Origin of the sequence: Sphingobacterium yanglingense (genome assembly GCF_004363245.1) — a bacterium.
In the GTDB taxonomy this organism is placed as follows: Bacteria; Bacteroidota; Bacteroidia; order Sphingobacteriales; family Sphingobacteriaceae; genus Sphingobacterium; species Sphingobacterium yanglingense.
The window spans coordinates 570,438-584,831 of the sequence record NZ_SNYV01000013.1 but is presented as its reverse complement, the minus strand read 5'-3'; the positions used below and the strand labels follow the sequence as shown (position 1 = coordinate 584,831).

Genomic DNA, 14,394 nt, shown 5'->3' with positions numbered 1-14,394 from the left:
GAGGTGTCAACCTGAAAATAATAAGCCCCACTCATGGCGGGGCTTATCAATGTCTTGTATAGGGTTCTATCTAGAGACAGTCTCCCTTGTATTTTTTTTCCTAAAGTTAAAATACACAATCACTAAGCTGGTAAATAGTAATATTGAAGCCAGTAAGAAAGGAGCGCCTGAAAACTGAAAAGGAGCATCGTCTTGTGTACAATAAGAGAACAAACCGGTCATGACAGGGGGACCTATAATGGAGGTAGCACTTACTAAGCTAGCCAATGTCCCCTGAAGCTCCCCTTGTTCATTTGGAGGTACATTTTTAGTAATGACTGATTGTAATGCTGGCCCACACATACCACCTAAGCTATAAGGAATAAGAAATACGAACATCATCCATCCTTGTCCTGCAAAAGCAAATAACATCAGTCCGAAGGCATAAAAGAAAAGCCCATAATAGATATTCTTTTCTTCACCGAATCTAGGCATTGTCCAACGTATAAGGAAGGCTTGTACTAATCCTAATAACAACCCCAGGAGCCCGAGGGAAATGCCAACCATACGCCCGTCCCAACCAAACTCGTACATGGTAAAAAAATGCCAATTGCTCTGTACGGCATGGAGTCCTATATAGGTCAATAGCATAGCGAAGATTATTCCTGATATTTCAGGGTGTCGGCCCAAGAACTTAAATGAACCAATTGGATTGGCCCGTTTCCAATTAAATTCTCTTCGTTTATCTTTATCTAAGCTTTCGGGAAGTATAAAATATCCATACAGAAAATTGAACAAACACAAAATAGCCGCGACATAAAAGGGAACCCTAGCACCATAATGTCCAAGTAAGCCGCCCAAAACGGGCCCTATCACAAAGCCAAGACCGAAAGCGGCACCGATCATACCGAAATTCTTAGCACGGTCTTCGTCTGTCGATATGTCGGCAATATAAGCGCTTGCTGTGGACATACTGGCACCAGTTATTCCAGCTATGACCCGCCCCACAAAAAGCCAAACAATGGAAGGTGCCAACGCTAGAAAAATATAATCTATGGCAAAGCCAAAAAGGGAAATTAAAATAATCGGCCTTCTCCCGTAACGATCGCTGAGATTGCCTACGATGGGCGAACAGACAAACTGTGTAAAGGCATAAGCAAATCCGAGCCAACCGCCATAGGCCGCGGCTTGGCTAATATCTCCGTCAATGAGTTCTTTGATCAGTGTAGGTACTACAGGCAGTATGATTCCCCAACCTGTTATATCGATCAGTAAAGTGATAAATATAAAACCTATAGCTGCTTTTTTTGTCGATTTCTTCATGCTGCAAATCTAGATACAGTTTGACAGCGCTTTTTTTCGATTTTAAGGGTTTTTCATACGATTTGTAAGATGGTGCTATAGAAAACATCCTCTACTTGGTATTTCTATAGCTTCTAGGGGAAATACCTGTAACTCTTTTGAATGATCGACAGAACTGACTTGTATCTCCAAAATTCAACTCACTACTGATTTGTTTAATGGAGAGACTAGTCGACCGAAGAAGGGTTTTGGCATGGAGAACCACCATCTGATCGACCCATTGCAAGACTGACCGGCCGGTATGCTGCTTTAAAAAAGTAGAGAGATACTGCGGTGTCAGATAAAGCTTATCGGCATAGAACCCCACACTCCGCTCCTGCTGTGCATACTTTGAAATCAGCACATAAAAATCATCCAGGAGTTCGTGCGTACGGCTTCTGGTTATACTTTTTTTGTCTGATAAAGCAGCGTATTTTTCTGTTATCATGGACATCATGGTCGCTACCAAATATTGGAGCATCTCTGTTTTCTTTCTACTCGCTTTTTTTTGATAGAAATGCTCTAGAAGAGTTATCAACTCTTGTTGAAGCTTAACCTCTTCTTCTGATGGGCTAATGATAGGATACCAACGCACCTGATCGTTCATCACAAGCTCTCGCATCATAGGAAAACCTGCCATAAAATCCAATGAGAGACCAATAGTGACAATTTCTGCGTCGGGACTTAATGATTGGGTGTCTATCATTAATTGCGGTTGCAGTACTGCTATATCGCCGGCCTGAATTTCATGTTCTAAAAAGTGTAGCTGAACCTTCATAGTGCCTCGTATCAAAAAACCGAGTAGTAGACCGTCAAATAGACGACTATTCGGTCCAATCTCTATATCTGTACTATTCGTCTGCCGTAAAATGACAATGCCCTCCATCTTTGTAGATGGATCTATCTGATATAACTTATAGATGTTCTCTAATGTGAGATGCAATGCCATATTTAGAATGAGCTACAGAAGAACTTATTTTATTCTCCTCCACTGAACAGGAAAACAATTGGAATTTACTTTCTCTCTGCATAACTGGCGGGATCCAACGCCTTAGGCGACCAGTTCTCCAAAAAGCCTAATACTCTCTCGGTATCATAACCATGCCCCTGCTCTAGAAGTGCTGTATTTTGTGTATGCAGACGATTACCCTTTGCATCAAGTACAACAAATACAGGAAAGCCGAACCGTTGAGGGTATCCCAAAGAAGCCAATAGCTTTTCGTTTTTTTGTTCTTTGCTATAGTTGACATGGACAACTACATAGTTTTTATCAAAGGCTGTCTTGATCGTATCGTTTTCGTGAGCATATTTATTAAACAGTAAACACCAACTACACCAGTTACCACCAATCTGTAGAAACACGTGTTTGTTTTCGGCTTTGGCCTGTGTAAGTGCCGTTGCTATTTCAGCTTGGGCATCGGCGTTGGGGTTATAAACAGTGGCTTGCTGGGCCTGCGTCGCGAAGACACATAAGAGCAAAAGTGATAATGTAATGAGACGCATGGTGGGAGTTTTGATATTGTAAGTAAACATTGTTTTTTCAATATTAGTGAAAAAGTTTAATACTTGAGTCCCGAGAAAATCAATTAAAATATTAAAGTTTCAACTTCGGGTCTGAATCTAACGCTCCAATATTCTCTGTGCTTCATTTAAAGTCGATTTATCCTTTGCTAGACACTTCAACAGGCCGCTTTCATTTTGCAGCAGGATAATTGATTTCATTTCCTTGCCGATCCAAATCTTATTGGGATACGAGAAGGGATTCAGAAATTGGTTCCAATATTCTTTAATCGGAACATATATCCCATACCCTGAAATTGACATTTCTAACTTATCAGTAGTCTGTTGCCAAAGCCAGTCCACATATTCGGTAAGCAGTAAGGTGGAGATATCAAACTCAAATGACTCCCAATGGTCTTTTACTCTGATCTGCGGAATAAAATCTTTATCATTATTTAGGTCTTCGCTTTCGGCCCGAAATAAATCAGCAGTTCGGGTATTGATAATAAACTCAACGGTATCACCTACCTCTTCGACCAACAAGAAAAATGGAAAATTCTTATCAGGAATACTGTTAACAAATGGTGTGATACCATTTAACCAGTTTTTGTCCATTTCGTTATTTTCTTTCGGATCTAGATCAAAGAGCGTTTGATATAAAATCGTTAGCTTGGTTTGTAGTTCTGTCTTGGTCATAAATAATCAAATCTATCCATCGGCTATTGAAGCTTCGTAAAGTACTGAATAAGTATGCAGTGTCTTGCTCACGATATCATCTTGATTATCCCAATACTTTAGATCGAGGACATCGCTGATTTCGTTCAATTCGTCTTCTGTCAAAAATTTAGGGATGTCCCAGAGTGCTTTGATTTCTTTATTATTCTCCAAGCGCATAATGATACCGCACTGTTGCTGCAGGATGGCTAAACACTCTTCGGCCTGTAGCTTAGTTAATGCCCGTATAGCGTACTCAAAGCAAAGAGGTCCCCAATTGCAGAAAAATTGTAAAAAGCCCCCGTTGTACATATCGGCTTCGAGTCGCCAAAGTGCAGCTAACTCCTGTTCTTCTTCACTAAGGGCATCCCAATTTCCGTCGTTATCGTTTAATTTGTCGACATATTTTATCGTGAAATCAAACCACTCATTATCTAAATTCTTCATACGCTCTATTTTTAAAAAAACAAACAATCTTGTTATACATAAGTGCTGCCATAGGGTTATATTAATCCAAAACAATTATTGGTACAGACAAATATATATAATCAATTAGGTTAATCTGAATCAAGTCAGCAAGATTTGCAAACGACAGCCTAATGAAGTTAACTATCTTTGTGGCAATGAACTCAAAAGACTTAAGCAAAAAGGAATACATAAACCGTATTATTCGGGTAATGGAATATATTGACCAGCATCTAGATCAAACTATCGACCTGTCAAAAATGGCTGATATTGCATCCTTCTCTCCTTTCCATTTTCACAGAATATTCACGCTCATGACAGGTGAAACGCCCAATACATATGTCTCACGTATAAGAATGGAAAAAGTGGGTCGCTTACTCCAGAGCGAGACGAAACTATCTATTGCTAGCATTGCATTGGACTGTGGCTTTGAAAACATATCGTCCTTTAGTAGGTCTTTCAAAAAGCACTTTAATGTGAGTGCTAAAGAATTCAGACAAGAAGCAAAAGGCATTTTTAGTAAAGAAGGAATCCGATATAGCAAGAATGGCAATGCAGTGAGCAAGATCGGCAAAAATATTCAACAGATAGATGCCCAATTTTGTAGTGTCGAATTAAAACAATTAATACTTATGGACACTAAAATTGAAATCAAACAAATGCCTGCATTAAAGCTAATCTGCTATCGTCGTACGGGAGCCTTTAATCAGATTGGAAGAGCTTACGAAGAACTCTTTAAATGGGCCGCTCCAAGAGGTTTACTAAACGCAAATACAAAAGCGGTATCAATCTACCATGATGATCCCTCTATAACTGAAGTCGAAAAGATGCGTAACGATGCTTGCCTGGCGGTAGATAGAGATGTGGATGTAGAGGGGGAAATCCGGAAATCCCAAACGGAGGAAGGTAAGTACGCTGTAGGTTATTTTGAGATAGGTATCGAAGATTTTGAAAAGGCCTGGAATACGATGTATGCCTGGCTATCTGAAAGTGGCTATCAGCCAAGAGAAGCCAGTCCTTATGAAATTTATCATAATGACAATAATCAACACCCAGAGAAGAAATTCATCCTGGAAATCTGTATTCCTGTAAAACCATTGTAAGCAGAGGACTAATATAGAGAGCCAAGAAGGCTCTCTATTATTTGGACCAAATATGGGCTTCTCTTACTACAAATCACCTTTACCATTCTTTAAGCTCTTTCTTTTGAACAATAAGCAGCGACACTTAGTAAGTATCTAATTTTAGTTTTTCTGTGTTAATGCCAAATTCCCGGCATAGGATATATCAGGATCTAAGCCAAATACGTTGAAAACCTCTTCTTTTATCCCGTTGTTCAACGGATTACGTAAATCGTATTTACTGGAGTGATTTTCTGTATCTAACCAATATGGATTATTACTATCGTCTCCAATACAGGCTTGCAGATAATCCAGTTCTAAGCCAAACCCTATGCCGTCGTTTGTATAGGGGTTTTCCGAATAGCTTTTGCCTTCAATGGACAGAAATTTATTGTATTTAGAAATGCTAGTTTCTTTAAATATAAGTCCATATTGTAGGTAAACGCAATCACTATCTTCGTAATTTATACTCTGTCCGTAGGATATAAGCATATCCAGTTCCTCTATCTCTAGCGCCCTGTGCCCGATAATGGGATTCTGCCCATAAAAAAAGTGATTGTCCATAATGCCTTGAGACGGTAGTGCCTTCTCTCGAGCCAACTCTTCTAGGTCCACTGTAGGGGTCCGACTTATTTTATGATATACTTTTACGATCAAAGGTTTGCCCATTAAATTGGTTAAGCCATAGTTTTTGCTTTCTCTCATGTCTTTCTGTTTGAGCAGCTTGGAAACATCTAGGAGAATCCGTCCAAATCCCCATTCTCTACGTCCGATTTTGAAAGTAAAAAAATCACCTTCTTTATACTTACAATTTTGACGCAGCCCATTTTTGAATTCGGTAATTTCCTCGAGATCGGATTCTGAGCTCTCTTTTACCCAATTATCCAACCAGTCTCTTAAAAAATCGAGATCTCCATTTTCGAAACGATGTTCGAAAAAGGTGGTCTGTGTTGTATAGTTTGAGAGGGAGAGATAAGTGGAACTGAAACTAAAGTATACTCCTATTCCCTTAAAGGATGACATAGCAGAGTGATTTAATTTCTTAGGTTTGCCTTTAGCGGTTTTAGGTAAGAGTATGGTCCTACTCTCTGCGGTTTCTTCCAATAAATCGCGTTCATAATATGAGTCCTCACTAACGGTGATCTGCTTTACAATAGTATCTTTATCATAGTATAAATAACAGTCCGAAAATGCAACAAGCTCCCAGGAATCTGCAACCGCTGTTATGCCTAGGTATTGCCGCTGCTCATTCGTTAGTAAAAAGGGTATCTGTGACATGTGCTTGTAATATGTGTTGAAATAAAATCCGCTGTATTTTTTAAGGCGTTTATACTTTCCGCTTTCTGTGTACTGTAAAATTAAAAAAATAATTCAGTTGTGTGGCTTCAGTAACTACTTATCCTCATTAGATATTATTCCATACTAGATTATTTCTGCGGATCAATGCCAAGAACAGATTTATTCTCCTGATTGATCATTTTTGAATATATTTAACCATTGAGAAAGCTTATGGAATGAAAAACTTTGCGGACAGTATTACTTATGAAAAGTATTTTGAGCAATATGAATACATTTTTGAAAAGGCGTATTTTGTAGATCAAGAAGTTCATTCTTTGACGGACGAATTCAAATTGATCATCGACAACTACAACCATTCTTATGATATAACTCATAATTATGGTAAATCAATCAGCTGCCAAAATATAAAACTGTTCGATAAAACAGGTTGTCAGATATTTACTTCCAGATATGCTTTTGGAAAATTATTCTATCAATATATCAGGCATTCCAACAACAATGAATACCTCATCTCAGGCAACGATCTGATGGAGTTTTCTATTTATAATATCACAAAAAACGAGGAGTATAAATTTGTAAGTGAATGTAGGATTGATGAGGACTCGGATGAAGATTGTGACAACGAATTTTGGTATATAAGGGAATGGATCTATAATCCAATAAATAACTTGGTTGCGATCAATGGACAAGATTTAATGAATTGTGCTACAGTGACAGTCTGTGATTTTGCTTATCCAGAGGTATTGCCCCTGAAGTTCAAAAATCTTTATAAAACTCTGGCTGATAGATATGACGATGGGACCTGTAATGCTGTGGGGTGGACGGATGATAATTGTCTCGAGCTCGACGTGTGTGAAGAAAATTCAAAAAACGTAAAACCGACAGCACAAAAAATATCCGAACTATTGATCAAAAAATGAGAGCGATGCCGTTCTTGTCAATGGTTCCAGTCGATCGGAGATTTAATTATCCAACGACTGTTTCTTAAATTTTTAAACAGACTAATAGTATGAAACATTTTGAACTACCATTTTTAAAGAAAGTAGATGTTGAAAACATTACGGAAGAACAAGGTTATTTGCCTATTGATTTTCAGAACAGGGAAATTGTTTTGATGTGGTTTGCTGAGGAGGAAATAGATGAACAGTATTTTCTAAATGCAACAAAAATATTGGGTGACCTTAATGCTTTCAACGAAGAAAACGGTCAATTCCTTAGGCGGGAATTCAACAATAAGGAAGATCAGACTGTCTTGGAATATTTGGAATTTCACTTAGAAGAACTACCTGAAGAATGGACTGAAATTATTGAGGAGGGTACAACAACACCAGAAAAGATTCAAAAATTATTAGCTGCTCTAAAACTTCAAACCATCGCCTTTCACGACGATGTAATTGTGGCCGACTATGTGTTGAACAAAGAAATATCAGATCAGGTCCTAGCAATCTCTATTAACCTCAACGGAGAAAAAAATATTGCCTGGGAGAGTTAAACTAAACAATTACTTAGTGGATTACTAATTTAGAATAGAACCTATGACGATAAAACGTATAACTGTATTCTGCGGATCCAGCGCAGGGAAAGAACAAAAATTTGAGGATGAAGCCTATAGACTTGGGGCCTGTCTTGCGGATAGAAATATAGAGCTCGTATATGGTGGGGCCATCGTGGGTTTGATGGGAGCTGTTGCAAATGGTGTATTGAAAAACGGAGGTCAGGCTATAGGGGTACTCCCCCACTTTCTCCGTAAAAAGGAAATCGCACATCATGAGCTAACCGAACTGATCATCGTGGATACCATGCATGAACGAAAGACAAAGATGAATGAACTTTCTGATGGAGTAATAGCTCTACCAGGTGGGTTCGGGACTTTGGAAGAACTGTTCGAGATGTTAACTTGGGCACAGCTGGGGCTACATAGAAAGCCTATCGCTATATTAAATATCGATGGTTTCTATGATGAACTACTTTCCTTTTTAGAAAACATGATCGATAAAGGTTTTCTAAAACCGATATATAGGGAGATGTTATTGATGAGCCATGATATCGATATATTATTGACACTGATGCACAAATATCAATCCCCATCAGTGGAAAAGTGGATCGGTAAAACAGAGGTTTAATCAAGAAGCCTATATGACTTACCGCAATGCAAGTTATCTGATGTACTCTTCTTCATCAAAATAGATGGTCATGGATTAAAGCGAAAAAATGAGTATTAAAAGCAAACTAAAACGCGCCAGAATTTTCAATTACATTCTTATTAAGGTTCTTGTTTCTTTATCGTAAAGATACTCAAAACTTTTCTCTTCGGTAGATGGTTGTCCCCAAAATAAGCTCTTATTTCCCCATTGTGCATTTAATTTCAAAAAACTCGGTGCAATAATCCAGTTTCCATCCAAGCCAATAATTCCAAATAGTCCGCTTTTCTTATCCTGTGCAACAGCACAAGAACATCTTTCATAAAAGACTTCGGGACCTCCATCAGACTGATCAGCTGAGTTACGTAGATAGACCTTCTTCTCTACTTGTGTTTTGTCCCAAAAAACGAGAGAAGCTTTCTCGAAATCAGAAACAAAATACTCGGTTAAAAAAACTGAGTTCTCTTTCTTTTGTAAATCTGCTATAATATGCTCATAGGAAAGCTCACCAAAGACTTCGCCACATGTGATCTCGTCGTTCTCGAGCGCTGTTATTGCCCGTTTAACAGCTTCTATGTGAGGTGTTAAATGCTCACTGCTATAGGCTGCCCCTTTTCCTGACATTACTTTTGACAATTGACGCCCTTGTCCATCCTCTGCTATAATCTTAATGACATGTCGCATCGATTCGGGAACTTTAATCCGTACATATCCATTAGTACAATGTATGATTTCGATTGTTCCCGCAGAAGTCTGTATGATTTGTCCGCCTTCATGAAGCTCGTAAACAATCTCTTTGTTCAAATTGGTTTCCAAACTAAAATCGAAGCTTTTAATCAGTTTCGTCCCCTTAATCTCCAAGGTTTGATTACCAAATTGTTTCGAAATCACTTTATCAGCTATCAGATCCTCCCCTTCCTGTGTGGTCCCGTCTAAAAAGTATATTTTTTTTACTTTATAAATTGCGTCTGCAATATTATCCATGAAATCTAGTGTAAAACTATAATCATTTCCCAGAATTTGGGATATATCAAACCGATCGTACCTTACTTCAATTAACGTGTTGGGATAGACGTATTTTGTAATGGGCGGGTACCCCTTGGGAAAAAGGTACACTTCATCAATTTTGATCTTATTTTCTACCCTATAGGGCTGATCAGTGAAAACTGCTCGTAAATCCTTGAGATCCGTTGGTCTGTATTTATCTGCGTCTAAGAAGCCTTCCAATAGAAGTAGATTGTCATTAAGCATCTCAAGACATTGTTCCTTGGACTGTCCTTGTAAAGAATTACTATTAATTACCAAAAAAAGGATAAAGATAATCTGCTGTACTCTATTCATTTATTCTTGCACTCTTTTCTATTTTCACCTCTAAACTAATTCAAATTTATGGTTCATGGACGGTCCTTTACAATCCGTTATCCTTATTTTACAATTTGCCGTCGGCAAGAAGTATTTCTAACAAGTCTTTGATCTAGCCCTAAACTCCTATCTCCCTTAAAAGATAAACCGCATGCAGAATTTAATTCAGGAGGCAACTGAGTGCGCTTACCATTAAGTGACTAGCTAATCTTAACAAACATATAGTTCGGGATATTCCATTTTATCGGTTTGACTTCAATATTGGGATCGTAACTGAATACTTGCGGATATCTTTGTTGGGTCAAACTTTCTTCGATAGAATCTAGTATAGACTTAATAGATAACCAGTCTTCGGCATAGAGGCTTAACGTTGAATAGTGCTCAAGACGCCAATACGTCATGAGGGCAATGGCTACATCACAATAGGGATGTCCTATAATCTTTTGGTAGACCTCAAATTCTTTATGTTTTAAAAACACAGCAATATTATAGAGTTCGATAGTACTATCGCATCGCTGAATTTGATTCATCAGATGTTCGCCGAACCAACCACGCACTTCTTCTTCATCAAAATAGATATAAGGTTCCTCTCCTATAACAGGCTGCAATACTATTTCTGGAATTCGCTCCGCACAATCAATCTTTTCGGACGGATCGTAAGCTATATCTGTCTTCAGGTAAAAGCCTTTCTCAAAGTTATTGATGATGGTCCGGATGAGATCTAGATCTTCGTTGGTCCCCTTCTTAGTTTTCCAACTATAACGTACATACTCATAGGGGGTGGAATTCCAAAAAATCATGAGCGCAGTAGCTTCGCTACAATATTTGCTTTCGACTATCCATTGTTGAATATAAAAATAACAATGTTGAGCAAGCTGATGTAACTCGATAGGAGTTTGTATCTTCTGAAATTCTTCAAATTCAAGGTTCACATATTCCGATTCGTCCTGCATATCTTGATTTACATTATCCATAAAACAGAGACTATAAAAAACAAATCACAGTCTGCTTATATAGTCACCCTCAAAACTAAGAAAAATATGTTCCTCCCACACATTTTGTCTACTCTTGAAATCAAATCAACTACCGAAAATGTATTTCCTGACTTTGTCATCAATATTAAAATTAGGTTTTTTGACGATCAAAAATAGTCACTATCCAAGGAATGACTGTACATACTGAAATTAATACATCATCTATTCGATCGTTATATTTTGCTCTATCGGATAAAGCAAGCAACTAGCAAATATATTTTAGTTAACTTTGGGACTTGATATTCATTTAACAATTCAACAGTGTCCTTAGATAAATTAAAGCTTAGTAAACGTCTTCATAGATCCATGAATGATCTAGGCTATTTTACAGCAAAAGAATTTCAATTACAAACCCTATCACGTATCGTCGGTGGACATAGTCTTATTGGTATTGCACCTGAAGGGGCTGGCAAGACGACCACTTATATACTTGGAGCATTAATGCGCTTGAAATACACGCACGATGAAGCTCCCAAAGTCCTAGTCTTAGCCCCTAACGAAGAGCGAGTGAACGATATAGTAGAGCGTTTTAAAATCATCAGTGCAAATAAAGATCTCTATATCATGGGACTTAAAGCGAGTGGAAGCACGGAAGATGAAATCATAGATTTGGTACGAGGTGTAGACATCGTCGTTGCAACTCCGAACCGTGCACGCGCTGTATATTTAAAATTAGGTCTTAACCTAAATCGTATTCAAACCTTCGTCATTGATGATGCGGAAGAGATAATAAAACAAGGGATGTCGACCCCAGTACGTGAACTCGCCCAAAGCTGTGGCAAGGTACAATACCTAGCCTTCAGCACGGTAGAACACGATAAGCTGCATCTTATGATTGACGACTTCATGTCGTTGGCTACAGTTATTGAAATAGACGAACTTGGCGAGAAAACAGTGGAAACACACGAGCTTATGCTGTATCATGTTCCCAATTTTACAACAAAAGTAAATCTACTCAATCTTCTGATGCGTGATGAGGAGGTCTTTGACAAGGTGGTTGTCTTCGTCAATAGCCGACTGACAGCTCAAAAACTAAGTCAGAGCCTACATGCAAAAAAAGGAGAAGTCACAGTATTAAACCCTTTTTTTCATGATAATGCTGGTATTGATGATATCAATGACTTCAAACAAATACCAGAGTGTAGAATCCTTATTGTAGCAAATGAAGGAACTACAGATATTGATCTAGCTGGAATCCCATTTATATTTCACTTTGAAATTCCTGAAAGTGGAGACGTTTTCATGGAACATGTTGCAAAGACTAATGACGAGGATGTCATTGCGATAACTTTTGCTACTGATCTAGAACTTCCAGAGGTCAAAAAACTGGAACAATCCCTAGGAGAAAAAATCCCGGTTATACCACTTCCAGAGGAGCTAGTCATCTATCGTCCCTCTAACGCGCCAAAGAGTAAACAAAAGGTAGATGAATCTCAAGGTGGAGCTTTCCACCCCAAAAAAGAGAGCAACAGCAAGACATACAATTATGGTGGCGGAGCAAAGGCTAAAATGACCATGAAGAATAAAAAAAGGTAGGCTTTTGATCCTACCTTTTTTTATCTTATCGACGTATCAAATGTATTCCTGTGGCTACCCCACTCCCTAATAAAGCTCCTGCAGCTATATCCGAAGGATAATGTACCCCGAGGTACATTCTAGAATAAGCCACACTGGAGGACCATAGAAGAGAAGGTGCTATAACATACCATTTGGGATATGCTTGCGATAAAGAGACTGCATTAGAAAAAGCTGATGAGGTATGTCCTGATGGGAATGAATAGCCACTAGCTTGTGTCACTGCTACAAAATTATTGTATTTCCGAAACGGTCTCTTTCGTTTGAACAACTGTTTTAGGCCGTAATTAACGACAGCAGTGATTGCTGTACTCGTACCTATGTATAATGCATTCTGACGCATAGTTTTGTCATTATTAATTGCACCAACAGCAAACAAGCCAATTGGTACGCCAATATTTACATAATTATTGGCATCCGAAATGGTCTGAAACACCTGACTCCTACCATCGGTACGTGTCCGCGCGATATTCCGTAAAGTAGTAATATCAAAATTATCGTGGGGCAAAACCTCCTGCCCGACCACCTCAGTAAAATAAGCAGACCAACAAAAAAGTATTATAAGAGCTCTCTTCCAATGCATAATAAACTATTCAGAATTAAAATATAAACATTTATAGGCAAATATACTAACCTTCAAAGTACCGATATACCTAAATCAGACGAATAATATGCAATCATCGAAAAGGCAAACCTGTCAGGTCATAGAAAAACCTGTTCAAAAGAAGGCATTAATGCTTATCCACCAACATTGTCAGAAACGAACGCCCTAAGAATGGATTAATTACATGCTGCAAATCCTTCTGCAAAGTGAACACCGTAACGGTTGCATTGGATGCAGGCGAATAAACAACGTCAGTTCCCCACCAACCTCCATGGTAAAAAACGCTGAATCCAAAATCAAAATGATAAAGCCCTAAGCAGTACTTAGATTGGTCTGCAGGAAGAACATAAGTATGCATGGCTTCGAGAAGCTTTTTGTCTTCTATTATATTCCCATTGAACAAATGCTGAAAGAATAAGGCTGCATCTTTTGCTGTAGCCGCTATTCCACCACCACCATAAAGATCCCATGATGGATTTATGGTATAGGAATCCCATTTATATCTGTCTGCGTACTGATGAGCCAAGGGGAGCGTCTTTGTTGGATAATCTTCCAAGTTTATAAACCAAGTTTGATTCAGTCCCAATTCTTTATATTTCAATAGCTCCCGAATAGCTTTATAAAATGGTTGACGTGTCTTCTGTTCAATAATCTCCGTTAAAAGCAGATAGTTAATATCTCCATAACTAAACTTTTCTCCCACTTTTTGAGGAGCACCAGCTTCGATTGCTCTTTTTATTTGTTCTTCCTTCTGCCAAACATAATCAGGACGACGACCCACAAGCGCAAAATAGGTTTCATCTACATAATCCCGTATACCTGAAGTATGGGACAGCAGTTGTTTGACCGTGATGGTATTCAAATGATATCCCGCTACCTCAAATCGTTTACGAGTGGTAGTGGACAATAAATCTTGGATGGATTGCTCTAAATCAATCTGCCCTTTTTCTACTAATCTCAAAATGGAGGCTGCCACATAGGGTTTAGTATTGCTGGCTATCAAAACAGGCTGTTGGCTGTCTAAAATGCTATTGGATTGCGTATCAGCTACACCTTTGGCATAGCTCCAGGAAATATTCTCAGAAGGGGCTTCTACATGGACAATGATCCCTATAGCATCACTATATTTTTGATAAATAGAATCTACTTTCTGCTGAAAAACAGTTTGTAACTGGGCGCTTCCTAATAAAGGAAGTAAGAAGGAAATTAATATTAATAGCTTTTTCATAGCTTCGTTATCTTTCGGATATTGATATGTC

15 protein-coding genes are annotated in these 14,394 nt (G+C 38.4%); 5 read left to right on the top strand and 10 right to left on the bottom strand.

Translation table 11 applies throughout. The features are described 5' to 3' along the window. Positions 1-66: 66 nt before the first annotated feature. From CLV99_RS10830 to CLV99_RS10810, 5 genes are all read right to left on the bottom strand, one after another. Complete coding sequence (locus tag CLV99_RS10830) at positions 67-1,302, bottom strand: TCR/Tet family MFS transporter (RefSeq protein ID WP_133584511.1); 1,236 nt, start codon at positions 1,300-1,302, stop codon at positions 67-69. Positions 1,303-1,393: 91 nt separating this feature from the next. After that, positions 1,394-2,269, bottom strand: coding sequence for a helix-turn-helix domain-containing protein (locus CLV99_RS10825; protein WP_133584510.1), 876 nt, complete (start codon positions 2,267-2,269; stop codon positions 1,394-1,396). Positions 2,270-2,334: 65 nt separating this feature from the next. Continuing rightward, the gene (locus CLV99_RS10820; RefSeq protein WP_246032741.1) at positions 2,335-2,853 is read right to left on the bottom strand and encodes a thioredoxin family protein; all 519 of its coding nucleotides are present in this window, start codon (positions 2,851-2,853) and stop codon (positions 2,335-2,337) included. Positions 2,854-2,940: 87 nt separating this feature from the next. Then, positions 2,941-3,516, bottom strand: coding sequence for a hypothetical protein (locus CLV99_RS10815; RefSeq protein ID WP_133584509.1), 576 nt, complete (start codon positions 3,514-3,516; stop codon positions 2,941-2,943). Positions 3,517-3,528: 12 nt separating this feature from the next. Further along, positions 3,529-3,981 carry a DMP19 family protein gene (locus CLV99_RS10810; RefSeq protein WP_133584508.1) on the bottom strand — a complete coding sequence of 151 codons (453 nt, stop codon included), beginning with the start codon at positions 3,979-3,981 and terminating at the stop codon, positions 3,529-3,531. A gap of 152 nt (positions 3,982-4,133) precedes the next feature. Here CLV99_RS10810 and CLV99_RS10805 point away from each other — a divergent pair, with 152 nt between their 5' ends. Continuing rightward, positions 4,134-5,102 (top strand): AraC family transcriptional regulator, encoded by a 969-nt coding sequence (locus CLV99_RS10805; RefSeq protein WP_211348505.1) that lies wholly within the window; start codon positions 4,134-4,136, stop codon positions 5,100-5,102. A gap of 141 nt (positions 5,103-5,243) precedes the next feature. Here CLV99_RS10805 and CLV99_RS10800 read toward each other — a convergent pair whose 3' ends face one another. After that, positions 5,244-6,398, bottom strand: coding sequence for an immunity 26/phosphotriesterase HocA family protein (locus tag CLV99_RS10800; RefSeq protein ID WP_133584507.1), 1,155 nt, complete (start codon positions 6,396-6,398; stop codon positions 5,244-5,246). Positions 6,399-6,634: 236 nt separating this feature from the next. Between CLV99_RS10800 and CLV99_RS10795 the strand changes: the two genes are divergently transcribed. The 3 genes from CLV99_RS10795 to CLV99_RS10785 all read left to right on the top strand — a co-directional run bounded on the left by CLV99_RS10795 (position 6,635) and on the right by CLV99_RS10785 (position 8,542). Continuing rightward, positions 6,635-7,339, top strand: coding sequence for a hypothetical protein (locus CLV99_RS10795; RefSeq protein ID WP_133584506.1), 705 nt, complete (start codon positions 6,635-6,637; stop codon positions 7,337-7,339). 89 nt (positions 7,340-7,428) lie between these two features. Then, positions 7,429-7,911 (top strand): DUF2004 domain-containing protein, encoded by a 483-nt coding sequence (locus CLV99_RS10790; RefSeq protein WP_133584505.1) that lies wholly within the window; start codon positions 7,429-7,431, stop codon positions 7,909-7,911. A gap of 43 nt (positions 7,912-7,954) precedes the next feature. Further along, positions 7,955-8,542, top strand: a complete 588-nt coding sequence (locus CLV99_RS10785; protein WP_133584504.1) for an LOG family protein — start codon at positions 7,955-7,957, stop codon at positions 8,540-8,542. Between the two features lie 129 nt (positions 8,543-8,671). Here the strand turns inward: CLV99_RS10785 and CLV99_RS10780 are convergent, their stop codons facing one another. Both CLV99_RS10780 and CLV99_RS10775 read right to left on the bottom strand, forming a co-directional pair. Then, a complete protein-coding gene (locus tag CLV99_RS10780) occupies positions 8,672-9,901 on the bottom strand; it encodes a hypothetical protein (protein WP_133584503.1) in 1,230 nt (409 codons plus the stop codon). A gap of 221 nt (positions 9,902-10,122) precedes the next feature. Further along, positions 10,123-10,896, bottom strand: a complete 774-nt coding sequence (locus CLV99_RS10775) for a DUF4274 domain-containing protein (RefSeq protein ID WP_133584502.1) — start codon at positions 10,894-10,896, stop codon at positions 10,123-10,125. A 366-nt stretch (positions 10,897-11,262) separates the two neighbouring features. Here CLV99_RS10775 and CLV99_RS10770 point away from each other — a divergent pair, with 366 nt between their 5' ends. Continuing rightward, positions 11,263-12,492: a DEAD/DEAH box helicase gene (locus CLV99_RS10770; protein ID WP_246032740.1), complete on the top strand. Its 1,230-nt coding sequence runs from the start codon at positions 11,263-11,265 to the stop codon at positions 12,490-12,492. Between the two features lie 25 nt (positions 12,493-12,517). Here CLV99_RS10770 and CLV99_RS10765 read toward each other — a convergent pair whose 3' ends face one another. Further along, on the bottom strand, positions 12,518-13,114 hold the full coding sequence (locus CLV99_RS10765) for a phosphatase PAP2 family protein (protein WP_133584500.1): 597 nt from the start codon (positions 13,112-13,114) through the stop codon (positions 12,518-12,520). 148 nt (positions 13,115-13,262) lie between these two features. Then, on the bottom strand, positions 13,263-14,363 hold the full coding sequence (locus CLV99_RS10760; RefSeq protein WP_133584499.1) for a serine hydrolase domain-containing protein: 1,101 nt from the start codon (positions 14,361-14,363) through the stop codon (positions 13,263-13,265). Positions 14,364-14,394: the final 31 nt, after the last annotated feature.

Bases quoted from the DNA above. Each gene is read 5' to 3' on its own strand.
- CLV99_RS10830 (WP_133584511.1), bottom strand. From the start codon at position 1,302: ATGAAGAAATCGACAAAAAAAGCAGCTATAGGTTTTATATTTATCACT.
- CLV99_RS10825 (WP_133584510.1), bottom strand. From the start codon at position 2,269: ATGGCATTGCATCTCACATTAGAGAACATCTATAAGTTATATCAGATA.
- CLV99_RS10820 (WP_246032741.1), bottom strand. From the start codon at position 2,853: ATGTTTACTTACAATATCAAAACTCCCACCATGCGTCTCATTACATTA.
- CLV99_RS10815 (WP_133584509.1), bottom strand. From the start codon at position 3,516: ATGACCAAGACAGAACTACAAACCAAGCTAACGATTTTATATCAAACG.
- CLV99_RS10810 (WP_133584508.1), bottom strand. From the start codon at position 3,981: ATGAAGAATTTAGATAATGAGTGGTTTGATTTCACGATAAAATATGTC.
- CLV99_RS10805 (WP_211348505.1), top strand. From the start codon at position 4,134: ATGAAGTTAACTATCTTTGTGGCAATGAACTCAAAAGACTTAAGCAAA.
- CLV99_RS10800 (WP_133584507.1), bottom strand. From the start codon at position 6,398: ATGTCACAGATACCCTTTTTACTAACGAATGAGCAGCGGCAATACCTA.
- CLV99_RS10795 (WP_133584506.1), top strand. From the start codon at position 6,635: ATGAAAAACTTTGCGGACAGTATTACTTATGAAAAGTATTTTGAGCAA.
- CLV99_RS10790 (WP_133584505.1), top strand. From the start codon at position 7,429: ATGAAACATTTTGAACTACCATTTTTAAAGAAAGTAGATGTTGAAAAC.
- CLV99_RS10785 (WP_133584504.1), top strand. From the start codon at position 7,955: ATGACGATAAAACGTATAACTGTATTCTGCGGATCCAGCGCAGGGAAA.
- CLV99_RS10780 (WP_133584503.1), bottom strand. From the start codon at position 9,901: ATGAATAGAGTACAGCAGATTATCTTTATCCTTTTTTTGGTAATTAAT.
- CLV99_RS10775 (WP_133584502.1), bottom strand. From the start codon at position 10,896: ATGGATAATGTAAATCAAGATATGCAGGACGAATCGGAATATGTGAAC.
- CLV99_RS10770 (WP_246032740.1), top strand. From the start codon at position 11,263: ATGAATGATCTAGGCTATTTTACAGCAAAAGAATTTCAATTACAAACC.
- CLV99_RS10765 (WP_133584500.1), bottom strand. From the start codon at position 13,114: ATGCATTGGAAGAGAGCTCTTATAATACTTTTTTGTTGGTCTGCTTAT.
- CLV99_RS10760 (WP_133584499.1), bottom strand. From the start codon at position 14,363: ATGAAAAAGCTATTAATATTAATTTCCTTCTTACTTCCTTTATTAGGA.